At 64.6% G+C, this 26,197-nt stretch carries 20 protein-coding genes; 11 read left to right on the top strand and 9 right to left on the bottom strand.

Translation table 11 applies throughout. From position 1 onward, the window contains the following. Positions 1-140: 140 nt before the first annotated feature. From BFE01S_RS09280 to BFE01S_RS09270, 3 genes are all read right to left on the bottom strand, one after another. Entirely contained in the window at positions 141-704 is a 564-nt protein-coding gene (locus BFE01S_RS09280; RefSeq protein ID WP_245621072.1) for a cytochrome b, read from the bottom strand. Positions 705-1,091: 387 nt separating this feature from the next. Beyond that, on the bottom strand, positions 1,092-1,376 hold the full coding sequence (locus tag BFE01S_RS09275) for a hypothetical protein (protein WP_245621071.1): 285 nt from the start codon (positions 1,374-1,376) through the stop codon (positions 1,092-1,094). Between the two features lie 95 nt (positions 1,377-1,471). Next, on the bottom strand, positions 1,472-1,783 hold the full coding sequence (locus BFE01S_RS09270; protein ID WP_281177397.1) for a tlde1 domain-containing protein: 312 nt from the start codon (positions 1,781-1,783) through the stop codon (positions 1,472-1,474). A 300-nt stretch (positions 1,784-2,083) separates the two neighbouring features. Here BFE01S_RS09270 and BFE01S_RS09260 point away from each other — a divergent pair, with 300 nt between their 5' ends. The 7 genes from BFE01S_RS09260 to recD all read left to right on the top strand — a co-directional run bounded on the left by BFE01S_RS09260 (position 2,084) and on the right by recD (position 16,564). Continuing rightward, positions 2,084-3,325 (top strand): NAD(P)/FAD-dependent oxidoreductase, encoded by a 1,242-nt coding sequence (locus BFE01S_RS09260; RefSeq protein ID WP_028225241.1) that lies wholly within the window; start codon positions 2,084-2,086, stop codon positions 3,323-3,325. A 251-nt stretch (positions 3,326-3,576) separates the two neighbouring features. Beyond that, positions 3,577-4,458 carry a sn-glycerol-3-phosphate ABC transporter permease UgpA gene (ugpA, locus tag BFE01S_RS09255; RefSeq protein WP_028225240.1) on the top strand — a complete coding sequence of 294 codons (882 nt, stop codon included), beginning with the start codon at positions 3,577-3,579 and terminating at the stop codon, positions 4,456-4,458. After that, positions 4,458-5,303 carry a sn-glycerol-3-phosphate ABC transporter permease UgpE gene (gene ugpE, locus BFE01S_RS09250; protein WP_028225239.1) on the top strand — a complete coding sequence of 282 codons (846 nt, stop codon included), beginning with the start codon at positions 4,458-4,460 and terminating at the stop codon, positions 5,301-5,303. The genes ugpA and ugpE overlap by 1 nt, the downstream gene beginning before the upstream one ends. Positions 5,304-5,418: 115 nt before the next feature. Further along, entirely contained in the window at positions 5,419-6,501 is a 1,083-nt protein-coding gene (locus BFE01S_RS09245; RefSeq protein WP_028225238.1) for a sn-glycerol-3-phosphate import ATP-binding protein UgpC, read from the top strand. A gap of 435 nt (positions 6,502-6,936) precedes the next feature. Beyond that, positions 6,937-10,524 (top strand): exodeoxyribonuclease V subunit gamma, encoded by a 3,588-nt coding sequence (recC, locus tag BFE01S_RS38035; RefSeq protein ID WP_063834409.1) that lies wholly within the window; start codon positions 6,937-6,939, stop codon positions 10,522-10,524. Further along, complete coding sequence (gene recB, locus BFE01S_RS38030) at positions 10,521-14,339, top strand: exodeoxyribonuclease V subunit beta (protein ID WP_042337392.1); 3,819 nt, start codon at positions 10,521-10,523, stop codon at positions 14,337-14,339. Before recC ends, recB begins: the two co-directional genes overlap by 4 nt. Beyond that, a complete protein-coding gene (gene recD / locus BFE01S_RS09230; RefSeq protein WP_245621070.1) occupies positions 14,336-16,564 on the top strand; it encodes an exodeoxyribonuclease V subunit alpha in 2,229 nt (742 codons plus the stop codon). Before recB ends, recD begins: the two co-directional genes overlap by 4 nt. Before the next feature lie 93 nt (positions 16,565-16,657). Here recD and BFE01S_RS09225 read toward each other — a convergent pair whose 3' ends face one another. After that, positions 16,658-17,083, bottom strand: coding sequence for an organic hydroperoxide resistance protein (locus tag BFE01S_RS09225; RefSeq protein WP_028225236.1), 426 nt, complete (start codon positions 17,081-17,083; stop codon positions 16,658-16,660). A gap of 371 nt (positions 17,084-17,454) precedes the next feature. Next, on the bottom strand, positions 17,455-18,024 hold the full coding sequence (locus BFE01S_RS09220; RefSeq protein WP_028225235.1) for a TetR/AcrR family transcriptional regulator: 570 nt from the start codon (positions 18,022-18,024) through the stop codon (positions 17,455-17,457). 348 nt (positions 18,025-18,372) lie between these two features. Here BFE01S_RS09220 and BFE01S_RS09215 point away from each other — a divergent pair, with 348 nt between their 5' ends. The 3 genes from BFE01S_RS09215 (at position 18,373) to BFE01S_RS09205 (ending at position 20,345) form a co-directional block, all read left to right on the top strand. Next, positions 18,373-18,999, top strand: a complete 627-nt coding sequence (locus tag BFE01S_RS09215; RefSeq protein ID WP_028225234.1) for a TetR/AcrR family transcriptional regulator — start codon at positions 18,373-18,375, stop codon at positions 18,997-18,999. Between the two features lie 182 nt (positions 19,000-19,181). Then, on the top strand, positions 19,182-19,589 hold the full coding sequence (locus tag BFE01S_RS09210; RefSeq protein WP_028225233.1) for a VOC family protein: 408 nt from the start codon (positions 19,182-19,184) through the stop codon (positions 19,587-19,589). Between the two features lie 18 nt (positions 19,590-19,607). Next, positions 19,608-20,345 carry an SDR family oxidoreductase gene (locus tag BFE01S_RS09205; RefSeq protein WP_028225232.1) on the top strand — a complete coding sequence of 246 codons (738 nt, stop codon included), beginning with the start codon at positions 19,608-19,610 and terminating at the stop codon, positions 20,343-20,345. A gap of 270 nt (positions 20,346-20,615) precedes the next feature. Here the strand turns inward: BFE01S_RS09205 and BFE01S_RS09200 are convergent, their stop codons facing one another. From BFE01S_RS09200 to BFE01S_RS38025, 4 genes are all read right to left on the bottom strand, one after another. Continuing rightward, positions 20,616-20,939 carry a hypothetical protein gene (locus BFE01S_RS09200; RefSeq protein ID WP_028225231.1) on the bottom strand — a complete coding sequence of 108 codons (324 nt, stop codon included), beginning with the start codon at positions 20,937-20,939 and terminating at the stop codon, positions 20,616-20,618. 1,089 nt (positions 20,940-22,028) lie between these two features. Further along, positions 22,029-22,832 carry a lipid II flippase Amj family protein gene (locus tag BFE01S_RS09190; protein WP_028225229.1) on the bottom strand — a complete coding sequence of 268 codons (804 nt, stop codon included), beginning with the start codon at positions 22,830-22,832 and terminating at the stop codon, positions 22,029-22,031. Between the two features lie 199 nt (positions 22,833-23,031). Beyond that, positions 23,032-23,913 carry an alpha/beta fold hydrolase gene (locus BFE01S_RS09185; RefSeq protein ID WP_028225228.1) on the bottom strand — a complete coding sequence of 294 codons (882 nt, stop codon included), beginning with the start codon at positions 23,911-23,913 and terminating at the stop codon, positions 23,032-23,034. Positions 23,914-23,944: 31 nt separating this feature from the next. Next, complete coding sequence (locus BFE01S_RS38025; protein WP_169742611.1) at positions 23,945-25,084, bottom strand: MFS transporter; 1,140 nt, start codon at positions 25,082-25,084, stop codon at positions 23,945-23,947. Between the two features lie 102 nt (positions 25,085-25,186). Here BFE01S_RS38025 and BFE01S_RS09175 point away from each other — a divergent pair, with 102 nt between their 5' ends. Further along, the gene (locus BFE01S_RS09175; protein WP_245621069.1) at positions 25,187-26,170 is read left to right on the top strand and encodes a LysR family transcriptional regulator; all 984 of its coding nucleotides are present in this window, start codon (positions 25,187-25,189) and stop codon (positions 26,168-26,170) included. Positions 26,171-26,197 lie beyond the last annotated feature (27 nt).

Genomic DNA, 26,197 nt, shown 5'->3' with positions numbered 1-26,197 from the left:
TTAAAGACTAGTCGGTGGCGGCGCGATACGGAAGTTTGGTTCACATAGTGGAACGTGCTGCTGTTGCAGGAGATGCAGCGGGTGCTTCGAAATGCTGGCCGCGCGCACGATATCCCTCGTGCCGGATTTCAATCGAGCGCTCAGAGCATCCTGCGCAACACGTCGTTGCGTGCGATCAACTGATGCTTGACCACCGCAAGCACATGAACCGCGATCAGCGCCACAAGCAGCGCGCAACCGATGCGATGCACAACGAAGAGCGCATCGGTAAGCGGGCCTTTTGCGAACGGCGTGGGAATCTCGAAGAGACCGAAGAACGCATAGCCCTTCGGCACCATCAGAAAGCCGCTCGTGAGCACGACGAAGAGCACCGCATAGATCGCCGCGTGAACCCCGTGCGCCAGCAACCTTTGCAAGCGCGGGACGCCCGGCAGCGCGTGCGGTTCGGTGCGCACGAAGGACCAGCCGAGGCGCAGCGGAAAGAGCGCGATGAGCACGGTGGCGAGCGACATGTTCAGGTGCGACAGAACATCGCGCCCGGCGCCGTCCGGAAGCTGCGCGAGGGTGTAGCCCGCAATGCTCGTATAGAGGATGCCTGCCGCGAACACCCAATGGAAGAATCGCGCGATCGCGTCGTAGCGCGCCGGGTGCGCAGCCTGGGCGGCGTGGGCCGGTTGCGGCATCGGGTTCATAGACATATTCATGTCCTGACTCGTCGATCAGAAGGGATCAGCACGTGCGCCAGCGTGCGGAGGGAGAGGCGCGGGAACGGGCGAGTGTCAGATCGTACCCATCCGGCATAGTTCAGTCAATGAAAACAACAATGATAATCAATATCATTTACATATAACTTGCAAGACTTTCATTGACTTGAACAGGCAGGCGAGGAGAGCCACACCGGGAGAGCGACGCAACAAATGGGGGGACGTGTTGTGGTGGTGCGTGCGGACATGCCGCGCCGGGCGCAAGCCGAGCCCATTTCGAGCCCGGATACCCGTGCGCAAGCCCTTCTACCCTGGGTCACGCTTCACGGTTGCAAAAATTGGGCTGACCGTCCATTCGTTGTGCCGTTGCCTTGTGCCGTTATGCCGCTACTTCGCGGTGTCGGGGAGGCTTTCGGCCGGGTCGGGACCGCCGAGGTGCCGGGAGACGACGAAAACGTCCACGCCACTCATTGAGCATTCCTGCCATGACGCCTTATTGGACGTGACGACCTCAAAGCGTGTGCCGCCTTTCTCCACGAAAGTCATGTCGTAAATCTGGCGATACAAATCCTTTCCGATTTTCTCCGAGGCGAGCTGCACGATACGGGTTTTCGACTCGTCGATTTTCGTCGGGTCGGTAATGCCCGCGTTTTTCAGGTGGACTAACGCCATGCTCTCCGGCCAGTTCGTGCAGGGTGGCGAGCCGGATCGTGCGCCGGCAAGGCATAGCCCGGGAAGCGAAAGTAACAGGACCGCTAAATGGCACCTCATTGCACGACCTCCAGGTCTCTGTCCCCGCTGTGCCAGATTCGATGACGGAGTGTCGGCGCGAGGATGATACAGCCCTTCGAGGCGTTCCTCGCGTGAGCCACGCTGTCGCCGTGAATCATGAAGCCGCTACGGCCGTAAGTCATGGTCCCGGGCTTGGGGTGTAGCCGCATGGTGTAGGGGCCGGCGTGCGGGTGCGTAAATGGCGAGGTGATCTGGTATTTGCCCCGGGGAATCGGGCCAATGTTTGAGGATGATTGCATGGCGGCGTTATTTTTCCCCTCGCCCCGTCCTGAATAACCATCTCCCATAAGGAGACCGTTATGTTTAAGCTGGCCGCTGCTCTGGCTATAAGTCCACGGCATATTTTTTCCATTTTCGTGATTGGGACTTATGACTAGAGCAGATAGCGAAACGCGGCGCAATTTTTGAGATGACGAATCTTTGCGCGAGGATAATTCCGCGCGCGACCACGCGACGAAAAGCCGGCGGGCGCGAATCGCGCCGCCAAGAGCGAGGCGTTACGCGCGCTGCTCGCGCGCATTTCCAGCGCCCATCCCAAGGCATGAGATGATCTCGTTCCTGAATCGAATACGCGCAAGGGAGCGGATATGGAAGGGGCGGGCAGCACGGTGGTGATCGTCGGGGCAGGGCATGCGGGCGGCAACGCCGCGGCGCTGTTGCGGCAATACGGTTTCGAAGGGCGGATCGTGCTGGTGGGCGCCGAGCCGGTGCCGCCGTACCATCGTCCGCCGCTCAGCAAGGCCTATCTGAAGGGCGAGGCCGACGTGGAGCGGCTCTGGCTCAAGCCGCGCGCGTTCTACGACGAGAACCGCATCGAACTCGTGCTCGGCGCGGCGGCCACCGCACTGGATGCCGCCGGCAAGACGCTCACGCTCGCCGACGGCCGCCAGATCGCCTGGGACACGCTGATTCTGGCCACGGGTTCGGTGCCGCGCGCGTTGACGATCCCCGGGCACGACCTGCACGGCGTGGTGGCGCTGCGCTCGCTGGCCGACGCCGACGTGCTGCGCGAGCGCGTGAAGCCCGGCGAAAAGCTGGTGGTGATCGGCGCGGGCTATATCGGCCTCGAAGCCGCCGCGGCGGCGCGCCAGCTCGGCCACGACGTGACCGTGCTCGAAGCGGCGCCGCGCGTGCTGGGCCGCGTGACGGGCGAGACCGTTTCGGCGTTCTATGCGGGCGAGCATCGCGCGAAAGGCGTCGATCTGCGCCTGGGCGCCCAGATTGCGGCCTTCGTGGGCGAGGCCGGCGCACTGACCGGCGTGCAGCTCGCGAACGGCGAGATCGTGCCGGCCACGCTCGCGCTGGTCGGCATCGGCATTGCACCCGACGTGGCGCTCGCGCAGCAGGCGGGCCTCGTCTGCGCCAACGGCGTGCAGGTGGACGACGACGCCCGTACCTCCCACCCCGACATCTACGCGATCGGCGACTGCGCGAGCCGGCCGCTCGCGCATTACGGCCGCACGGGCCGGCTCGAAAGCGTCCACAACGCCGTGGAGCAGGCGAAGCTGGCGGCGGCGGCCATCGTGGGCAAGCCGCGCCCGGCCTGCGACGCCCCGTGGTTCTGGTCCGATCAGTACGATCTCAAGCTGCAGACGGTGGGCCTGCACGAAGGCTACGACGCAACCGTCGTGCGCGGCGATCCGGCCGCGCGCCGCTTCGCGGTGTACTACCTCGCGGGCCGCACGCTGCTTGCGGTCGACGCGGTGAACTCCATGCCCGACTTTCTCTGCGGCAAGAAACTCGTGGGCTCGGGCAAGCCGCTCGACCTCGACGCGCTGCGCGATCCGGCCACCGATATCGGCAAGTTCGCGGCGGCGACGCTGGCGTAGGCCGGCAGCGGCGGGGCCGGGGCGGGGGGCTCGGCGAGCCTCCGGCGAGGCTTCTTCGCGCGGTATCGAAAACGTTTACATAACCGTCACACGACTCGGCTAGAATGCGGTCGCCGCAACGCGGGACGGCCTGCGTTGCGGCGCATCGCATAGAACACCGCCGAGGAGAGACCGGATGTCGAAAGCCACACCGCCCGTTGGCGGCCGATTCGTCGTGTGCCCGTGCGGCTCGCACAAGGAGGGCTGACGTCATGGAACAACGCTCCCGTTTCGGGCCGGGCCTGCTGCCGTACCTGCTCGTCGGTCCGCAGCTTGCCGTGACCGCGATCTTCTTCCTGTGGCCCGCCGGCGTGGCGCTGCTGCAGTCCACCCAGGCGCAGGACGCGTTCGGCACCTCGACGGAATTCGTCGGCTTCGCGAACTTCGCGCGGCTCTTTCACGACCCGCTCTACCTCGACTCGATCAAGACCACGGTCGTGTTCAGCGTGCTCGTCGCCTTCAGCGGGCTGGCGATATCGCTGCTGCTCGCCGCCATGGCGCATCACGTCACGCGCGGCAAGCGCCTCTATCAGACGCTGCTCATCTGGCCGTATGCCGTCGCGCCGGTGATCGCCGCGGTGCTGTGGGGCTTCCTGTTCAACCCGAGCATCGGGCTCGTGACCTTTGCGCTCGCGCGCGTGGGCGTGACGTGGAATCACGCGCTCAACCCCGGCCAGGCCATGGCGCTCGTGGTGATGGCTTCGGTGTGGAAGCAGATCAGCTACAACTTCCTGTTCTTCTACGCGGGCCTGCAGTCGATTCCGCAGTCGCTCTTCGAGGCCGCCGCCATCGACGGCGCGGGACCGGTGCGGCGCTTCTTCGGCATTGCGTTCCCGCTGCTGTCGCCCACGAGCTTCTTTTTGCTGGTGGTGAACGTGGTCTACGCGCTCTTCGACACCTTCCCGGTGATCGACGCGGCCACGGGCGGCGGCCCCGGCCAGGCGACGCGCACGCTCGTCTACAAGATCTTCGACGAAGGCTTTCGCGGCCTCGACATCGGCAGCTCCGGCGCCCAGTCCGTGGTGCTCATGCTGATCGTGACGGGTCTCACGGTCTTCCAGTTCCGCTTCATCGAGCGAAAGGTGCAGTACTGATGATCGAGAATCGCAAGTACTTCAACCTGTTCTGCCACGCCATGCTCATACTCGGCGTGGCGGTGGTGGCCTTTCCGGTCTATGTTGCGTTTTGCGCCGCGACCATGAACGAGCAGGAGGTCTTCACGGTGCCGCTCTCGCTCGTGCCGGGCACGCACCTCTTCGAGAACGCGGCGCGCATCTGGAACGTGGGCACGGGCAACGCCGCGAGCCCGTTCGGGCAGATGCTCATGAACAGCGTGATTACGGCGCTGGTGATCGCGGTGGGCAAGATCGCGATTTCGATTCTCTCGGTCTATGCGATCGTGTTTTTCCGCTTTCCGTTTCGCAAGCTGTCGTTCTGGCTGATCTTCGCGACGCTCATGCTGCCCGTCGAAGTGCGCATCTTCCCGACGGTGCAGGTGGTGGCCACGCTGCATCTCACGAACACGTATACGGGCCTCACGCTGCCGCTGATCGCCTCGGCCACGGCCACCTTCCTGTTCCGCCAGTTCTTCCTCACGCTGCCCAACGAACTCGTCGAAGCCGCGCGCATCGACGGTGCGGGGCCGCTGCGTTTCTTCTGGGACGTGGTGCTGCCGCTCTCGAAGACCAACATCGCTTCGCTTTTCGTCATCACGTTCATCTACGGCTGGAATCAGTACCTCTGGCCGATCCTCATTTCGAGCACGGCTTCGATGACGACCTCCGTGGTGGGGATCAAAGGCATGATCGCGAGCGGCGACGCGGCCACGCAGTGGCACCTCGTGATGTGCGCGACGATGATTGCGATGCTGCCGCCGCTCGTGGTGGTGCTCGCCATGCAGCGCTGGTTCGTGCGCGGTCTCGTGGACGTCGAAAAATGAACGCGAATTCTTTTAACGGGCCGTTTTGCGGCACGGCGCGCCTTGCGGCACGCCAGCGGGTGGCGGGGATCTCGATGAAGAGCAGGACGAACGTGAACACTGAGGGGAACACGGCATGGCGGCGCTGACCATACGCGGGGTGACGAAGTCGTACGACGGCGGCCAGCAGGTGCTGCACGGCATCGACGTGGACGTGCAGGACGGCGAGTTCCTCGTGCTCGTGGGCCCTTCGGGCTGCGGGAAATCGACGCTGCTGCGCATGGTGGCGGGTCTCGAGAGCATCACCTCGGGCGAGATCGCGATTGGCGGCAAGGTGGTCAACCGCATGGAACCCAAGGACCGCGACATTGCGATGGTGTTCCAGAACTACGCGCTCTATCCGCACATGAGCGTGGCGCGCAACATGGGCTACAGCCTCAAGCTGCAGGGGCTCGACAAGCACCTGATCGACGCGCGCGTGGCGGCTGCGGCCCAAATCCTCGAACTGGGCAAGCTGCTCGAACGCAAGCCGCGCGAGCTTTCCGGCGGCCAGCGCCAGCGCGTGGCGATGGGGCGCGCGATCGTGCGCGAGCCGTCGGTGTTTCTGTTCGACGAACCGCTTTCGAACCTGGACGCGAAGCTGCGCGTGCAGATGCGCCTCGAAATCCAGCGGCTGCACGCGCGTCTGTCCACCACGAGCCTCTACGTCACGCACGACCAGATCGAGGCGATGACGCTCGCGCAGCGCGTGATGGTGCTCAACGGCGGGCGCGCGGAGCAGATCGGTACGCCGGTCGAGGTGTACGAGCGGCCGGCCACGATGTTCGTGGCGAGCTTTATCGGCTCGCCCGCGATGAATCTGCTGCGCGGGCGCGTGAGCGAGGACGGCAGCCGTTTCGAGCCGGCCGGCAACGGGCCGCATCTGCCGCTGCCCGTGCAGGGTTTTGAAGTGGCGGTGCCGAAGGGCCGCGAATGCGTGCTGGGCGTGCGGCCCGAGCATATGCACGCGGGCGGCCTGGCCGGTACGGCCACGCTGGAAGTGGAGACCTGCGAACTGCTGGGCGCGGACAACCTCGTGCACGGGCGCTGGGGCAGCAACGACGTGGTGGTGCGCCTGCCGCACGAGCAGCGGCCCGCGCGCGGCGAGCGGATTCCGGTGCAGTTGCCGGGCGCGCGGCTGCACTTCTTCGACCCGCAGACGGGGTTGCGGATCGAGTAAGGACCGTGCGCGGCGGCCACGCGCCACAAAGGCAGCACGACGGGAGTGGAGCGTTCCGTTCTGTTCGTCAGCTCTCGGGTGTCCTTCGGCGACACAGGACGGATCGCACGACTTCCGCATCGTTCCGATAGGGATAACGGCCACGCCGGGAGGGCTTTAGCCCCTGAAAGCCCCGGCGTTTCGGGCGTGTTCGTGGCCTATGCCATAATGACCTGGGCAGGATGGCTGTGGCGATAGCGCTGGCGGGCGCGGCACCCTGTGTTCCCGCAGCGTTTTCCCGCGGTGCCTTCCCGCAGGCATCGAAATCGGCTTGAAATCCCGGCTTACAAGCATGTCGAGACGATCTGGTCACAGCGCACGAACACGCCGCATGGTTGCACTTCCCACTTACTCGTTTTCTCGTCTAGTCCTCCTCGCGCCGCGCCGGAGGTCCGCTTGACCGCCCGCGACCTTCCCACCGGCCTCATGCTCGCTCACGGCAACCAGCCGGAGCGTCTGCGCGACCTGATCGTGCAGTGGATTCGCGAGAACCCCGTCGGGCCGCTCGAAAAAGAAGTGATGCTGGTGCAGAGCAACGGCATCGCGCAATGGCTCAAGCTCGCGTTTGCCGCCGATCCCGAAGAGGGCGGCTGCGGCATTGCCGCGGCGCTCGAAATGTCGCTGCCTTCGCGGTTTCTCTGGCAGGTCTATCGCGCGGTGCTCGGCCCCGAGGCGGTGCCGGCCGTTTCCCCGTTCGACAAGTCGCGCCTCACGTGGCGCCTCATGCGCATGTTGCCCGCGTTGCTCGACGAGCCCGGCTACGAGCCGCTCAAGCGCTTCATGGCGCGCGACGACGATCAGAAAAAGCGCTTTCAGCTCGCGCAGCGCGTGGCCGATCTGTTCGACCAGTACCAGGTCTATCGCGCGGACTGGCTGGCCGCGTGGGCGGCGAACGAAGACGTGGTGATCGACGCGCGCAACCAGCGCACGCCGCTGCCCGACGACGCACGCTGGCAGGCGGCGCTGTGGCGCGCGCTGCTCGACGACGTGGGCGCGCATGACGAAGGCAGCGTGGATGCGCGCGAAACGGGCCGCGCGGCCGTGCACGAGGCCTTCATGCAGGTCGCGCAGCACTGGCGCGAGGGCGATGCGAGGCCGAAGGGGCTGCCGCGCCGCATCGTGGTGTTCGGCATTTCGAGCCTGCCGCGCCAGTCGGTGGAAGTGCTCGCGGCGCTCGCGCGCTGGACCCAGGTGCTGATGTGCGTGCACAACCCGTGCATGCACTACTGGGCCGACATCGTGGCCGACCAGGATCTGCTGCGCGCGCGCCATGCGCGCCAGCGGCGCCGCCCGAATGCACCGGCCGTGCTGGACGACTCGCTCCTGCATCTGCACGCGCAGCCCTTGCTCGCGGCATGGGGCAAGCAGGGCCGCGACTTCATCGGCCTGCTCGACGAATACGACAGCGACGAGGCGCGCGAGAGCTACGCGCCGCACTTCACCCGCATCGGCCAGCGCATCGATCTGTTCGACGGCGACGATGCGCTCACGCTGCTCGCGCAACTGCAGGACGATATCCGCGATCTGCGCCCGCTCGACGAGACGCAAACGCAGTGGGACGAAGTCGATCCGGAGCGCGACGAATCGATCCGCTTTCACGTGGCGCACAGCGCGCAGCGCGAGGTGGAGATCCTGCACGACCGGCTGCTCGCCGCGTTCGCCGCCGACCCCACGCTGCGCCCGCGCGACGTGATCGTGATGGTGCCCGACATCGAGGTCTATACGCCGCACATTCAGGCCGTGTTCGGCCTCTTCGACGCCGACGATCCGCGCACCATCCCGTTCAGCATTGCCGACCGCGCGCAGCGTGCGTTCGATCCGCTGATCGGCGCGCTGGAAATGCTGCTTTCGCTGCCGTTTTCGCGCGTGACCGTGAGCGACGTGCTCGATCTGCTCGAAGTGCCGGCGGTGCGCGCGCGCTTTGGGATCGACGTCGAGGACTTGCCGGTGCTGCACAACTGGATCGACGGGGCGAATATCCGCTGGGGTCTGCATGCCGAACAGCGCGCGAGCCTGGGGCTGCCGCAGGCCGGCGAACCCGGCGCGCCCAATAGCTGGGCCTTCGGCTTGCGGCGCATGCTGCTCGGCTATGCGGCGGGCGACCGCGCGGGCGCCTGGCGCGGCATCGAGCCATACGCGGAGATCGGCGGCCTCGACGCCGCGCTGCTCGGTCCGCTCACGCGCCTCGTGGATGCGCTCGACGCCGCCTGGAAGACGCTGCGCGAACCGGCCACGGTGGCGGTGTGGTGCGAGCGCCTGCGCGCGCTGAAGACCACCTTCTTCGACGCGGGCGATGGAGAGGATGCCTACACATTGGAACGCCTCGATACCGCGCTCGAAACCTGGCGCGACGCGTGCGACGAGGCCGCACTCACCGACCCGCTGCCGCTCGCGATCGTCGCCGAAAACTGGCTGGGCGAACTGGAAGGCGGCGGCCTGCAGCAGCGCTTCTTTGCGGGCGCGGTGACCTTCGCGACGCTCATGCCGATGCGCGCCATTCCGTTTCGCCACGTGAGCCTGCTCGGCATGAACGACGGCGACTATCCGCGCAGCCGCACGCCGCTCGACTTCGACCTGATGCGCCGCGATTATCGTCCGGGCGACCGCTCGCGCCGCGAAGACGACCGCTATCTGTTTCTGGAGGCGCTGCTTTCGGCGCGCGACCATCTGCATATTTCGTGGATCGGGCGCAGCGTGACCGACAACACGGAGCGGCCGCCTTCGGTGCTGGTGGCGCAACTGCGCGATCATCTCGAAGCCGGCTGGCGGCTCGCAGGGGCGCCGGAAGGGCAGCGCGGCGCGCTGCTCGACGCGCTGACAATCGAGCACCGTTTGCAGCCGTTCAGCGCCGATTATTTTCCGCCGCAAGGGCAGCCTGCGCGGCTCTACACCTACGCGCACGAATGGAGCCGCACGGCGCCGGTTGCCGCCGCGACGGTGACGGCGCTCGCGCCGCCCGAGCGCGACGAACCGCTCACGATCGCGGAACTGGCCGAGTTTCTGCGCGATCCCGTGCGCAGCTTTTTCCGGCAGCGTCTGCGCGTGGCGTTCGAAACAGCGGATGCGGCGAGCGAGAATCACGAGCCGTTCGAAGTGGATGCGCTGGAGGCGTGGCGTTTGCAGGGCGAGTTGATCCGCGCGCAGATCGCGGCGATGGAGCGCGGCGAGGACGATCTCCAGCCCGCGGCGCTCGCGCGGCTCGAACGCATGCATCGCGGCGGCGACCTGGCGGCGGGCGGCTTTGGCGAAGTGATTGGCGCGGAACTGCTCGCGCCCATGGACGAGCTTTTCGCGGAATACCGCAAGGCGCTCGCACGCTGGCCGCAGGTGCTCGAACATCAATATGAAGTGCGTCTCGATGCGGCGCCGGGCGACCTGGCGGGCCTCGCGTTGACGGACTGGATCGACGATCTGCGCGCGGGGCCGGACGGGTCGCGCGGCCGCGTGATGCTCGACGCCGGCACGCTCGTGAAGGACAACAAGTATCGCGGCGACCGGCTCGTTGCGTACTGGGTGGCGCACGTGGCCGCACAGCTTGCGGCGGGCGAGGTGACCACCGTCATCGTGAGCAAGGTGGGTGTGGCCGAGTTCGCGCCGGTCGCGCCGGAGGTGGCGCGCGACTATCTCGCGACGCTCGTGCGCGCTTTTGGCGAGGGTGCGCGCCGGCCGTTGCCGCTCGCGGTCAAAACGGCATTCGCATGGCTGCGCAGGCTGCCGGAAACGTTCGACGGCAGCCGCGCTTCGGTGCCGCCCGAAGCGTGGGACGCGGCCCGCACCGCTTACGAAGGCGCCGTTCGCGCGCCGGGCGAGTGCGAGACGAATCCGTATCTGCGCCGCGCGTTTCCTGACTTCGACGCGCTGATCGCCCACGACGAATTCATCGCGCTTGCGACCTCGCTGCTGCTGCCCGTGCAGCGCGCGCCGCTGGCCGGCTCGCGCGCGAAGCGCGAGAGTGCGCAGACCCCCGCTGGAGAGACCGCATGACGCCGGCTCACGATATCGCCGCCGAGGTGCAGGACCTCGAGCCGCTGCGTTTTCCGCTGCACGGCAGCCGCCTGATCGAGGCGAGCGCGGGCACCGGCAAGACCTTCACGATCGCCATGCTCTACGTGCGCCTCGTGCTCGGCCACGCGGGGGAGGACGACGAAGGAGAGGGCATGCGCGCCTATACGCCGCCCGAAATTCTCGTCGTCACGTTTACGGATGCGGCTACGAAAGAGTTGCGCGAGCGCATCCGCACGCGCCTGGCCGAAGCCGCGGAGGTGTTTCGCGCCGATCCCGACGATCTGCGGCCTCCCGCGGCGGCCGGCGATCTGCTGTACGACCTGCGCGAAGACTATCCGCCGGAACAGTGGGCCGCCTGTGCGCGGCGCCTGCAACTGGCGGCCGAGTGGATGGACGAGGCGGCGGTTTCGACCATCCACGGCTGGTGCAACCGCATGCTGAGCGAGCACGCGTTCGATAGCGACAGCCTGTTTTCGCAAACGCTCGAAACCGACCAGACCGAATTGCGCGCGGAGGTGGTGCGCGATTACTGGCGCACTTTCATGGCGCCGCTCGATGCGCAGTGCGCACAAGAGGTGCGCACGTGGTTCGCGAGCCCCGACGCGCTGCATACGGCTATCCGCGGCCTGCTGGGCCATGCGGACCTGTTGCCCGATGCGCCGGAGCCCGTGGTGGCGCTGCTCGACGCCCGCACGCAGGCAAGGGAAGCGCTCGAAGCGCTCAAGGCTCCGTGGCGCGTCTGGATCGACGAGGTGAAGGCGTTGCTCGATGTAGCGCGCGCTAAGAACCAGTTCGATGCCCGCAAGCTGAACACGCGTAACTGCGAGGGCTGGCTCGACAAGCTGCGCGCGTGGGCGAACGAACCCGAAATCGCGCATCCGGGTTTCGACGAGAAGGCCGCCGTGTGGACGCGGCTCACGCCCGCGGGCCTCATGGAAATCTGGAAAGCCGGTAGCGAGCCGCCCGTGCATCCGGCTTTCGTCGCCATGGAAACACTGCGCGAGGCGCTCGGTTCGCAGCCCGAGGCGCGCCAGGACGTGCTGTGCCATGCCGCGCGCTGGGTGGCGCGGCGCTTCGAAGAAGAAGAGGCGCGCCGCTCGCAGATGGGCTTCGACGATCTCCTCACGCGCCTTCTCGCGGCGCTGAAGAAGGAGAACGGCCCGCGCCTGGCCGACATCATCCGCAAGCAGTACCCGGTGGCGCTGATCGACGAGTTCCAGGACACGGACCCGGTGCAGTACGAGATTTTCGACCGGGTCTATCGCATCGAGGCTTGCGACCCGGCGACGGCGATCATCCTGATCGGCGATCCGAAGCAGGCCATCTACGCGTTTCGCGGCGCCGATATCTATACCTACCTGCGGGCGCGGCGCGCATGCGAGGGGCGTCTTTACACGCTCAAGAAGAACTTCCGTTCGACGCGTGCAATGGTGGCGGCCGTCAATCGGTGCTTCGATGCCGCCGAGCAGCGCCGCGAAGGGAGCGGTGCGTTTTTGTTTCGCAGTACGGAGGAAAGTGCGAATGCGCTGCCCTTCGTGCCCGCCGATGCGAAGGGCCTGCCGGACAAGCTCGTGGCCCATGGCGTCGAACTGCCGGCGCTGACCGTGTGGTGGCTGCCGCCTGCGGAAGACGGCAAGCCGCTCAGCAAGACCGCGTACTTCGCGGCCATGGCCGAAAGCTGCGCGACCGAAATGGCGCGCCTGCTCAATCTCGGGCAGGCGGGGGAGGCTGCCTTCGAAGGCGAGCGAGGAAGCCGAGCGCTGCAACCCTCCGATATGGCGGTGCTCGTGAATAATCGCGACGAGGCGCGCGCCATTCGCGGGGCGCTCGCCGCGCGCGGCGTGCGCAGCGTCTATCTCTCCGATCGCGATTCCGTGTACCAGACGCCCGAGGCCGCGGAGCTGCGCTACTGGCTCGCCGCGTGCGCCGAACCCGACGACGGGCGCCTCGTGCGCACGGCGCTCGCGAGCCCGGTGCTGGGCCTCGGCTGGGACGAACTCGACGCGCTGGGCCGCGACGAGATCGCGTGGGAAGCGCGCGTGCTGCAGTTCCGCGGCTATCGCGACTACTGGCGCAGGAAGGGCGTTCTGCCGATGCTGCGGCGTCTTTTCAACGACTTCCACGTGCCGCAGCGGCTGTTGGGCGCGGGGCGCGAATCGTATGAGGGCGCGGGCGGCGAGCGCGCGCTCACGAATTTGCTGCATCTGGCCGAACTGCTGCAACAGGCGAGCACGCAGCTCGACGGCGAACACGCGCTGATCCGCTATCTCGACGAACAGCGCGAGGACGAGAGCGCCGGCGGAGGCGGCGACGCGCGCCAGCTACGGCTGGAAAGCGACGCGGCGCTCGTGCAGGTGGTGACGATCCACAAGTCGAAGGGTCTCGAATATCCGCTCGTGTTCTTGCCGTTTGCGTGCGCGTATCGTGCGGTCAAGCCCGACGACGTGCCCTTCAAGTGGCACGACGAAGCGGGCAATCTGCGCGTGACGCTCGAAGCCGATGCGCAGGTGCTGCATCAGGCTGACCGCGAGCGGCTGGGCGAAGACCTGCGCAAGCTCTACGTTGCGCTCACGCGGGCCTGCTACGCAACCTGGATCGGGTACGCGCCGCTGGCCGGCGTGGAGTCGAGCGCCATCGGCTATCTGGCGGGCGGCGGGGCGCCCCTGCCGGCCGAAGAGAGCGAAGCGCGGCTCGAAGCGTTGCGCGGCGATTGCCGCGATATCGAAGTCGCGCCGGTGCCGCCGCCCGCGCGCGAGGTGTTTGCGATGCGCGGGCCGAAAACGGCGCGCGGTCCGGCGCGCGTATTCCCGTATCGCGAACGCGAGCGCTGGTGGGTTGCGAGCTATTCGAGCCTGAAGACCGTGGAGGCGGCGCCCGGTGCGGCTGCCACGCTGGGCGCGGACAGCGCGGACGGCACGCGCCCCGCACCCGATACGCCCGGCGAAGACGTATTCCTCGAACTGCTCGACGCGAGCACGCCGCGCGAAGACGAAGACGAGGACGATGGCGCGCAGAGCATCGCGCCCGCGGGCGCGACGATGCACGGCTTCGAACGCGGCGCGGACGCAGGCAGCTTCCTGCACGACCTGATGGAGTGGGCCGCCAACGAAGGGTTCGCCGCAATCGCGCAGGACCCCGAACGAGTGCGCGACATGGTGGCGCGCCGCTGCAGCGTGCGCGGCTGGTCGCACTGGGTCGAGCCGCTTACGCAATGGCTGCTCGATCTCGTGAGGCTGCCGCTTCGCCTGCCGCCGCATGCGGGCGCGAGCGTGCCGCCGGCCGCTTTCGAAAAACTCGGCGCCTATATGGCCGAAATGGAGTTCTGGGTCGCGGCGCACCGCGTGGATACGCTCGAACTCGACGCACTCGTGACCGCCATGACGCTCGACGGCGCGGCGCGACCCGCGCTCGACGCCACGCGCCTGAACGGCATGCTCAAGGGCTTCATGGATCTCGTGTTCGAGCACGAGGGCCGCTACTACGTGGCCGACTACAAGTCGAACTGGCTGGGCCCCGACGACGCTGCCTACACCGCCGAAAAGATGCGCGCGCAGATTCTGCACTCGCGCTACGAACTGCAGTACGTGCTTTATCTGTTCGCGCTGCACCGGCTGCTGAAGGCCCGCTTGCCCGATTACGACTACGACCGCCACGTGGGCGGCGCGGTGTACCTGTTCCTGCGCGGCATCCATGCGCCGGGGCAGGGGCTGCACTTCGAGCGGCCGCCGCGGGAACTGATCGAACGGCTCGATGCGCTCTTCGCGCAACACGACGCGCTAGAGGATGTGGCATGACGAAGCGACGCACGAAGGACACGGACGGCCTCACCGGCGACCTGTTCGCGCAACTCGAACTCGAAGCGGTCATGCCGCCGGCGCCGCCGCCTGTGTCGAACGGCACGGGCAAGACCTACGCGGCGCGCGAATCGGCTGCGCAAATGCTGGCCGTGCTGGACCGCTGGGTGGAGCGCGGCTGGCTGCGCACGCTCGACGCCGCATTTGCCCGCTTTCTCTGGACCGAAGCAGAGGAATCCTCACCGCTGCTCCTGCTGGCGGCTGGCCTGGCCAGCCATCAGCTTGGCCGCGGCCATGTGTGTCTCGATCTGCAGGCAACGCTGCACGATCCCGCGTTTGCGCTTTCGCTGCCGCCCGACGGCCCGCAGCCGGTCACGGCCGAGCCGCCGCCTTCGCCTGCCGAGGTGCTGGCGGGCGTGACGCTCGAACAATGGCGCGCGGCGCTCGACGTGCCCGGCGTGGTGGGCTCGGCGGCCGGCAATACGCCGCTCGTGCTGGCCGATTCGCGCCTCTATCTGCGGCGCTATTGGCAGTACGAACAGGACGTGCGCGTGGGCATCGAAATGCGGCTCGCGCGCAGCGCGCAACGCGAAGCGGCATTGCCGGCCGACGCGGCACGTGCGGCACTCGACGCACTGTTTGGCTCAAACGATGGCGCGCGCGATGTGCAGGAGGCACGGCCATCTTCGCGTGCCGACTGGCAGAAGCTTGCGTGCGCGCTCGCGGCCCGCAGCGCCTTCAGCATCGTCACGGGCGGCCCCGGCACGGGCAAGACCACGACGGTCGTGAAGCTGCTCGCGCTGCTGCAGACGCTGGCGTTGGGCCAGGCGGGCGCGCGGCCGTTGCGCATTCGCCTGGCGGCCCCCACGGGCAAGGCGGCCGCGCGGCTCAACGAATCGATAGCGGGCGCGGTGGACCGGCTGCCGTTCGGCATGCTGCCGCAAGGCGAGGCGCTGCGTGCCGCGATTCCCAGGGTCGTCGCGACCCTGCACCGCGTGCTGGGCACGCGGCCCGGCAGCCGGCGCTTTCGCCACGATGCCGCCAATCCGCTGCCCATCGACGTGCTCGTGATCGACGAAGCCTCGATGGTCGATCTGGAGATGATGGCCGCCGTGCTCGATGCCTTGCCGCCCAACGCTCGCCTCATCCTGCTCGGCGACAAGGACCAGCTCGCTTCGGTGGAGGCGGGCGCCGTGCTTGGCGAGTTGTGCGACCGCGCGCGCGAAGGCCACTATACGGAAGCCACGCGCGCGTGGCTCGAAGCCGCGACCGGCGAGCGCATCGAAGCGGCCATGCTCGACGCCCGCGGCCTGCCGCTCGACCAGGCCGTGGCGATGCTGCGCGAGAGCCATCGTTTTGCTGCCGATAGCGGCATCGGCGCGCTGGCCGACCTCGTCAACGCGGGCGATGCGGTGAGCGTCGCGAAGATCTGGACGCGCGGCTACGGCGATCTTGCCCGGCTGGCCTGCTCGACCGCCGACGATGCGCCCTGGCGCGCGTTGATTGTGGACGGCATCGCGGGCGGGGACGATACGGCCGCTCATCTGAAGCAGGGCGCTGTGCGTCGCGGTTATCGGCACTACCTGGAGACGATGCGCGATTCGCAGCCGGCACCCGGCGCCTCGCCCGAAGCGCTCGCGCAGTGGGCGGCGGGCGTGCTGAAGGCGCATGGCGAATTCCAGTTGCTGTGTGCGCTGCGGCGCGGGCCGTGGGGCGTCGAGGGATTGAACCGGCGCATTGCGCATCTGCTGCATACGGAGAACCTCATCGATCCGCGCGGCGACTGGTATGCGGGGCGCCCCGTGCTCGTCACGCACAACGACTACGACCTGGGGCTGATGAACGGCGACATCGGCATCGCGCTGGCGTTGCCGGTGGAGGCGGGCGAGCCGCCCGTGCTGCGCGTGGCGTTCCCCGCCGGCGACGGATCGGGCGGCGTGAAGTGGGTCTCGCCAAGCCGGCTGCAGGGGGTGGAGACGGTGTTCGCGCTGACCGTGCACAAATCGCAGGGCTCGGAGTTTATGCACGCGGCGCTCGTGCTGCCCGACACGTGGAGCCCCATCCTCACGCGCGAACTCGTGTACACCGGCATCACGCGCGCGCGCGCGTTTTTCACGCTCGCGGTGCCCGAGGGCCGCTCGGTCCTGGAGCGTGCGGTGAACGCGAAAGTGCAGCGCGCGAGCGGTCTGATGGCCGGCCTCGCGCGAGATGCCGCGTCGGCGTAGCCTCGCTCACGGTCGAGCCGAAAAGCAGACGGCCCGCAATGTGAGCGGGCCGTCTGTGGTGTGCTTGTCGGTGCAACAGCGACGCAGCCGTTTTTAGACCACGGTCAGCGTCACGTCGATATTGCCGCGCGTCGCGTTCGAATACGGGCACACGACGTGGGCCTTCTTCACGAGGTCTTCCGCGGCGGCGCGCTCGAGGCCCGGCAGCGAGATCTTCAGTTCGACTTCAATGCCGAAACCATTCGGGATCTGGCCGATGCCCACGCTGCCGTCCACGGCGGCGTCGGCCGGGAAAGCAATCTTGTCGCGCGCCGCGACGAACTTCATCGCGCCGATGAAGCACGCACTGTAGCCCGCTGCGAAAAGCTGCTCGGGGTTCGTGCCGTCGCCGCCCGCACCGCCCAGTTCGCGCGGCGTGGTCAACTTGAGGTCGAGATTGCTTGCGGGCACAACGGCGCGGCCGTCGCGGCCCCCGGTGACGTGAGCGTGGGCGGTGTAGAGAACTTTTTCGATCGACATGACAAACTCCGGTTGGGTGATACGGCCAAGGTGTACGGCGTGAAAAATTCGTTAGCCATGCAGATCGAATCCGGTCGCATGGGCAATCCTGGGTGATTCTGCCTGGGTCCTGCCTGGTCCTGGCTGGGGCCTGGTAATGCCGGGTAAAGCATGGGTCGTGCGGACTTCTTCGGGGACTTCTTGCCACGAGCGGCGCGGCTTCGCCGGTACGGCGGCACCCTCTCGTGAAGAGTAGTCGCCCGGCGTGAAACTCGCGAGTCGTCGTGCTTTCTGCTATTTCCTGCGCCGACTCTAATGCTATCTATTAGAAGATAGATATAACATCCTCAAAAAAGGCGGTAACCCGCCTTGCTGCGAAACTTCTGCGGCGATCAGGCTGCCGCCTTCATCCACATCGCGCTCACGTCTTCGAGGCGCGACCTCGTATGGAACAGCCGGCTCGCCACGACGCTGCCCTGCAGCGCCGCGAAGAGCGTGCGTGCCGCGCTTTCCGGGCTGCCGTTCACCACGAGCGTGCCTTGCGCCGCGCCCTCGGCCAGCACTTTCGCCAGCCAGCTTTCGTTGGCGCGGAAAAAGGCCTGGATGGCCTCGCGGATAACCTCGGGCAGCGACTCGATGTCGGCGGCCAGCATGCCGCACAGGCAGATCTGGTTGCCGTCGCCCAGGGTTTTGCCGAACAGCTTCGTGTAGACGGCAAGCTTTGCCTCGGCGGGCTGGCTGGCGTCGATCGCCTTCAGGCCGGCCATGACTTCGCCGCTGTACTGGTGCACCGCTTCGAGCACCAGATCGTCCTTCGACGGGAAATAGTAGTGGATGCTCGACGTTTTCACGCCCACCAGTTCGGAGAGGTCGCGATAGCTGAATCCGTTGTAGCCGCGCAGCATCATCAACGTGATGGCGTGGTCGAGGATCTGCTCGCGGACGGTCGATTTCGTTTCCATGAGATTGACTTTATCTACTGGAAGGTAGATTGTCAAGGGGGATTTTTTGGGGGGCTCGTTTCTCTGGAGGCGGTTGCAGACCCACTCCGGTCAGACAATTTTCTCCAAACCGGTCAATCAGTCAAATTCAGATTTAGCAAACTGGAGTACCACTAAGCGGCCGTTGGCGACCTCACCCAATCGGCCAGCATGAGACGGTCGCCGGAGAGACAACTGCGACGTTTAAACGTCTGATTTTGCTCTAACAACGGACTTTAGGCATAGGTCGAATCGGCTTCGCCGTTGATCGACATCGCTTAAGCCGCAGTGTATAAGCCCATCAGGAATATCCTGCGCAATGGCATACACATGACCCAGTCTCCACGCCCAACACCCATTCATCCGCGCAAAATGCCGCGCCAGGCTCGCGCAGAAGAAACCGTGGAATCCATCATCGAGGCCGCCGCCCAGGTTCTGGAAGCCGATGGAATCGAAGGATTCAATACGAACGCGATCGCCCGGCGTGCTGGCGTCAGCATCGGCTCGCTATACCAGTACTTTCCCGGCAAGGAGGCGCTAACCCTCGCGCTGATCCGGCGAGAAACGCAGCGTTTCCACGATGATGCGGCCGCCGCCCTTGCTCAGCGAAGCGGTAAGGCTTCGCTCGAATTTCTGATCGGCGCAGCGGTACGTCAGCAACTCCACCGCCCGATGCTGGCGCGCTTGCTTGATGTGCAGGAGAGCAATCCTGCACTGCGCGGCGAGATCGAGAAAACAGGGCTCAACGCGTTGATCATAGCGGTTGTCAAACGCGTGGCCCCTCGACTCGAACATCCTGAAGTGGCTGCGGCCGATTTACTGGCGATTGTTCAGGGGCTGACGGATTCGGCTGGCGAACGCGGAGAGCAGGATCTGCAAAATCTGGAGCATCGCGTGCGTGCGGCCGCTTTCGGCTATCTGGCGAGGGTCTGGCGAAGCCGCAAAGATTGGTCGTGAGCGGACGAAATGTGAGCAATCGGGACAGTCTGCCTATTGCACATTCCCCGGATCGCAGGCTGCACGTGGGCGTCGCGCGCACGGTCGTTGGCTAGCAATGCGAGTTGTTGAATATGAGCTTTTGCTTATATTCTAATCTCGTCGGGCAACGGTGCCCGCAGCTATCTGAAGAGAGACCGATGATGGACCATCTGACCAAAAACATGAAGCTCAACCATCTGAGCTTCCCCTCGGCCGACACGGCCGCTACCGCGAAGTTCTTCGAGCAATACCTGGGTTTTACCGTTTCGGGTGTATGGGAACAGTGCTACATACTGAAGCGGCCTGGCTTTGACGTCGTGATCGACCATGTCAGCAACGACGTTCCGGCATGGCCCAAGGCGTTCCACGCTGGGTTCGAATTGCCGAGCCTCGATAATGTCCGCGACCTGTACGAACGCTTCAAGGCCGCTGGCGTCGAAATGGAGACCGAGGTCTTTAACAACGGCCGCGGTTCCCGCTTCTTCTGCCGCGCGCCCGGCGGCGTGATGTTCGAACTGAATACGCGTGCCGATGCTGCGCCCGAGTATCGCGGCACGTTCAAGAATTAAGGTGCGCGGAGGCGATACATGTCCAACGAAACACGTACCGCGATCGTCACGGGTGCCTCGAAAGGCATCGGTGCGGCGCTGGCCAGGCGACTCGCTCAGGATGGTTTCTGCACCATTGTTAATTATGCATCCAGCGCGACGGAGGCCGCGGAAGTCGTGTCCGCTATCGAGCGGGCTGGCGGTCGCGCGAAGGCAATTCGCGCCGATGTAGCCGATTCGGCAGCGGTCAAAGAGCTGTTTGATCAGGCACAGGCCGCGTACGGTCCGGTCGACGTGCTGGTGAATAACGCTGGCATCATCAAGCTCGCGCCACTTGCACAGACGACAGATGAGGACTTCCAGCAACTGATTGCAGTGAATCTGACCGGCGCGTTCAATGGGATGCGGGAGGGCGCGAAGCGCGTACGCGACGGTGGACGCATCATCAACCTGTCGACGAGTATCATCGGCAACTATCTTCCTGCGCATGGCGTTTATGTTGCGACCAAGGCCGCAATCGAGGCACTGACCCATACTCTCGCCAAGGAGCTTGGCACGCGCAGCGTGACGGTCAATGCCGTTGCACCCGGCCCGATTGCTACGGAACTGTTCTTTGCTGGGCGCTCGGAGGAATTCGTCAAGCGTATCGTTGCTGACATTCCGCTGGGTCGGTTAGGCGAGCCCGGGGACATAGCACACATCGTTTCTTTTCTTGCGAGCCCGGAAAGCGGCTGGGTCAACGGTCAAGTGATCAAGGCAAATGGCGGCCGTAACTAATGTGCGTGACGTCAACGCACTTTTCTGCGCGGCAGCATGGAAAGTCGGCTTGACTTCGTTAGCTGCCGTTGAGTCTCCAATGGCATGACCGGCCGCAACGGGTCGGGTTGCGTCAGTCCGTTCTTCAAATTCATCGCCTGAGAGCGGCCAGTGGAATTTCGCCTCCCGGAAGCGGCCAGTCGGCAGTGAGTACTCCCGACCCGTTGCGGCCACTTGCATCTCTTCAAAGCAGACATTCAGCGGGGCGACTCAGCGATTCATTTCGGTGTGTCAGAATTGGCTTCTACCGATGAAGTCGAAGGCTTCTGGCCACGACGGATCCTGGTCTGCCTCGACCTGAAACATCGCGCCACCTGAAAAGCGAAGGCAAAGCACATAAGTATCTGTTTGCGTGACAGCGACCACCGACTGGCCTATGAACTCAACGAGTTTGTCGCAGAAGCCTACGCTTCCTTGCCGGATTACATTTTCTCCATCTGCAATTGCAGCCCTGTTATAGACGGTGAACCGTTCTTCCTGAAAAACGAGCTGGAAATAGTCGTGGATAAATACAACCTGCGACAGCGGTTCAACGGGCAATAGCCTACTATCCATGCGTCGTGCTCCTTGCACAGTAACTGGCGACAATTTACCTCAGGGTATCGAACGGCACATAGTGGCTGTGGCCCGTCCATTTCGATAGCAGGCTGGAGTCAAAGACTGAATTCAAGAACTTCCCTGTTGGCAGCAGCCGAAGCAAGGAGGCTTCGTAGCATGACCAGTTGCGAGACAAGATCCTTCCGCTGAACCTCAACAGTGCCGACGTCCCCACTAGGGGACCAACCGCAAACGAAACACACCGTGTCTCCACTCTGCGAGTGAAGCGACCGAACGCAAAACTCTAACTCAGACGCAATTTGCAAAAGAACCGTTGGCTCAGCCTCGTCCTCTTCGAATTGGTCGAACATCGTGCCCAACGAGCTGTTGATTCGCTTCCAGAATCCAGACGCAAAGAGCCACTCGGAGACTGCACCGTCCAGTATGAAGACTGGCTCCGCGACGGCGCCGCCCGCAATATAGAACCGCGATGCCTGTAATCTGCGCATGATGTAGAAGGTAATCCCGATGTCGGAGACACCAATTTTCGACGATCTGAGTGACGGCGTCGAACGACCAAATCCGCCACCGTTCGCGGCTAGTTGGTGATGTTGTCGCGTATCGATGCTGGGTCTTTCGGTTCCCAGTACCCACCGCTACCGTGATACGTTTCCGCGCGCAACCAAAAAGCTTCATTGCAATGCAGGCAGCGAAAATGGTACTCGACGTAGTCGTCCCATGCGGCACCCGCCGCGAGTTTGTCAAATGAGACGGAGACGCAAGGGCTGTCGGGAATCACTTCTACAAGCGTTTTATCCGCAATGTTCTCCGCTGCGATCTGTATCGCTTTGTGTAGCTCGCGAGGGTGCCTGATTGCATACCGAACGCAAAGATCATCGCATCGGGCGCATGCCACAGAAGACTCCTCTAAGGTTTTTTCGCCCTCAACAGGGATGGCCGGGCAGATGCCAATAAAGGCGATGAACCTAATTGTCGACGATTCATGCGTCGATGTCGAACGACCGGTAGTGGCCGCGTGCTGCCCGACACATGTGGTTCAGTGCGGCGAGAGAGAGACGTTCGCGATTTCCAGTATTGGTCGCCGCGCTAAATGAGTTCAGCGATGCGAACAATCATTAACGCCGCAGGAACGAGCACCGCCTGCGCACAAAGCGTCCCGAGAACGCGTGCGCCTGCGAGAGTTGTAATGGCGCGCCGAAAGCTATTTTCCGAGTTCCGGCCTTCGATTACATCGTCCGTCATCACTGAAACCTGCGGATCGATGACGACCGCCAATACCACGGTCGCGAAGCCATTGATAACGGATGAAAGGTTCGCGCATGTCACTCGCAAGTCGGGCTTCAGGTATCCAGCATAAAGTGACGCGAAAACACCGACCGTCCAAATCGCCATCGCGATAACGTTCAGCCCTATAACTTTCCAGGAAACGCCTGCGCCAGTTGCCAGTTGGGTGACGTTGTGTCGCGAAGGGAACTGCGCTCCAAGCCGAATGTAGCTGATGCCCTCGCGACTGAAGACATGGAGTAGCAGGCGAGGGATCGAGCGATTTGCTTGAAAGTGATCGACAGCGCGGCTGAAATAACGCTGGAACGTGGGAATTAGAAACGCGCCGACAGTGCTTGCCACAGTAGCGGTCAGCAGGAAAAGCCGAAAGTCGCCGAGCAGACCCTGCTCCATGTGATGAGCGATATCGAGCTCAACCCGCTTCGCTATGAATGGCCCCTGAAAGGAATTTGCCGTCCGGGAAACCAGGGCGATGATCCCGAATAGAGAAAATGACACGGCGATGCGGCGCGTGCGAACACCCGCAATCCGAACTGCATACGCAAGCGTCGCGATCACATGGATTACGAATGTAAGCCCGCATATGATCCAAAGCTGGGTGTCCATGTTGTCGCCGCGAGATTGGCAAGAACCGAAGTCTACCGGGAGTACCCCCCCGGCCCGATTGTCGGCGATCTTCGCTCACTGATCGTGTGACCGGAACTGGCTGCCGTCCGACGCGGTCGGCCGTAGCCGACTGCGGATTCAACCGGTCGATGCAACAAATTGATGGAACCGCTGGGCTGGCGTGTCAAAGTTTAGCGTCTTACGCGGGCTCCCGTTGCGCCGCGAGAAAGCGCCTCGTCAGCGCCGCGGCTTCGTCGCAGGCTTCGTCGAGAACGAAATGACCGCCTTCGAGCAGATGAATCTCCGCGTCCGGTATGTCTCGTCCATAGGCATGCGCGCCCGCCACCTCGAAGGAGGGATCGTATTGCCCCCACAGCACGAGCGTCGGCGGCCGATGTTCGCGCAGATAGCGCTGCCATTGGGGATAACGCTCGACATTGGTTCGATAGTCGTAGAAGAGTTCGGTCTGAATGTCGATCTGACCGGGCCGGGAGAGGAACGAAAATTCGTCGGTCCAGCTATCGGGATCGTAGCGCTCGGGGTTCGGGCTACGTCCCACGTGGCGCAGCCGCGTCGCTTCGAAGGAAAGCAGGTTGGCCCGTAGCGCCGGTTCGTGCGCCGCGCGATCGTTCCAGAACGCCTTGCGCGTATTCCATAGTGGTCCGAGCCCCTCTTCGTGCGCGACCGCGTTCTGCACGATCAATGCGCGCACGCGCTCAGGCCAGCGCTGCGCCAGCCGCAATCCCACCGGGCCACCGTAGTCCTGCACGAATAGCGCATAGTCGTTGAGTTCAAGGGCTTCGACAAAGTGTGCCATCACGTCCGCGAGATGATCGAACGTATAGGTAAATTGATCGGGCGGCGGCGCGCTCGAATGGCCGAAGCCCGGATAGTCCGGCGCAATGAGGCGGTACGTGTCGGCGAGCAGCGGCATGAGCGTGGCGTACATGCGCGACGACGAAGGAAAGCCATGCAGCAGAAGAATGGCTGGCGCGTCTTTCGGCCCGGTCTCGCGATAGAAAATGTCGAGTCCGTCAACTGCGATGCTACGGTAACGCATTCCGGTGTGTGAATCGGACATATTAGTTCTCCCTGGAATATCGGGTGATCGATCAGGCCTTGCGGATGGTGTCGCGGAGATGCAGCAGCGTGGCCGCCGCAAAGAAGAAAAGCGTCGCAGCGCAAACGCCCAACCAGCCGAAACGGGCGAGCACTGGCCCGGCGAGTGTGGCGCCAACAGCACTGCCGACGAAAAACAGACCGGTGAACAGGCCATTGATCCGGCCTCGCGATTCCTGGGTGAGCATATTGATCGCGCGACGGCCAATGGCCTGATCCCCCACGACGCCGCTATCGATCAGAAGTGCCGCGAGAGCAAGCATGACGACTGCCACGGTGCGCGGTATGCCCTGATGGATGCTGGCGGCAGCAATCAACACGGCGAGGATAGCGAGCCCGTGGGCGACGATCGCAGCACCCACGTCGTGGCCGCGGTCCGCGGCGCGCCCGGCGAGCGGCGCGCCTATCACGCCTCCGCTGCCGGCCAGCGCAAAAATCGCGATGGCGTAGCTGTCGAGATGAAGCGGCGCGCGTGACAACACAATCGCGACGCTGCTCCAGAAGAGATTGAATCCTGCCATCAAGAGGCCCTGATAGAGCGCCCTGCGACGGAGTACCGGCTCGCGCGCGACGATCTGTGCCATCGAAGCGAGCAGCGTCCGATACGGCAGCGTGCCGACGGGCCGCACGTCGGGCAGGCGCTTCAGCACAACCAGTGCAACCGCCGCAAGTACCATCGCATCCCCGGCATAGAACGCGCGCCAGCCGAGCAAGCCGCCAACAAATGCCGCGATGGGTCGCGACAGCATGATGCCGAGCATCAGGCCGCTCATGACAGTGCCGACCACCGCGCCTCGCGAAGCGACCGGTGCGAGCGACGCCGCGGCAGGCACCAGCATCTGAACGACGCTCGCCGTGACGCCCAGTGCGAAGGTCGCCACGAGAAAGACCCACGCGACTGGCGCGACTGCCGAGGCGAACAGACATACGATCTGCGCGATCAGCGTGGCGGCAATCAGTGGCCGGTTAGAAAAGCGATCGGTCAGCGGTACGAGTGTGACGAGGCCCACCGCGTAGCCGAGCATCGTCAGGCCGGTAATGAGGGTTGCCTTTGAACCGAGATGCAGCGACGCATCCAGAGAAACCAGCAATGTTTGCGATGCGTAGAGCGGCAATACCGCCACCGCGACCATGACGGCAAACCATGCGACGGGCACCGCCGACTGCGACGCGGCGGGAAGACGGGAACATCGAATGTCGGGCGTTTGCATGGTGATCGGTTACGCCTTGAAGTGATGATGTCCCGATACTACCCTCGCTTCCTTAAACAACAATCATGCAAAATCAGGATATATTCTCCATTATTATGGGAGAATCGGCGAATGGATGCATTGCGCGAGCTTGAAATCTTCGTGTGCGTCGTCGAAGAGGGCAGCCTGACACGTGCGGCTCACCGGCTCGGACGCTCGCTGCAAACGGTGAGCCGGTCGCTGCAACTGCTCGAACAGGCGCACCGCACGACGCTGATTGTGCGGACCACGCGAACGTGCGTGCCGAGTGAGGCCGGAATGCGCTTTTACGAGCGTGTCAAGGCGGCCTTGTCCGGGCTCGAACTTGCGCGCACGGAATTGGCGGAGGAGGCGCATCGGCTCACGGGGCGCCTGCGCGTCAATGCGCCCACGCTATTTGGGCCGAAATACATCGCACCGCTGGCCGGCGAATTTCTGCAGCGCCATCCTTCACTCGCGCTCTCGCTGGATCTCACCGAGGCATTCGTCGATCCGGTCGAAAGCGGCGCCGACGTCACGATTCGCATCGGTGAAATACCGGATTCGGGGTTGGTCGCGCGCCGTATCGGCACGGTTCGCCGGGTGGTATTCGCGGCGCCGCGCTATCTGGCCGAACGCGGGCGTCCGGCTCATCCGGCGGATCTCGCGAGACACGACTGCGTGATCCGCAGCGGGGTCGCCCATGCCGGGCGCTGGAGCTTTGCCGCACGCGACGGCAGCAGAATCGACGTGAGCGTACAGGGTCGCTTCGACAGCGATCAGGTGGCCGGCGTGAACGCCGGCGTCGCGAGCGGTCTGGGAATTGGCGTCGCGGCGCATTGGCAGATTCGGGAATGGCTGGACGCAGGGCTCGTGGAGCAATTGCTCGGCGACTACGCGATCGAGTCGATGCCGTTGAACGCGATCTGGGCGCGGACCAAAACGATGCCGCAGCGCACGCGGCTGCTGATCGATTATCTGGCGGCAGCGTTGAGCAACGAGAAGCTGTAGCGGCGGCATGCCTTCCTACCGTCGGCC

This window comes from Paraburkholderia ferrariae NBRC 106233 (assembly GCF_000685035.1).
Taxonomy (GTDB): Bacteria; Pseudomonadota; Gammaproteobacteria; order Burkholderiales; family Burkholderiaceae; genus Paraburkholderia; species Paraburkholderia ferrariae.
Note: the sequence above shows the minus strand (reverse complement) of the source record. Positions and strands in the feature narration are given on the sequence as shown.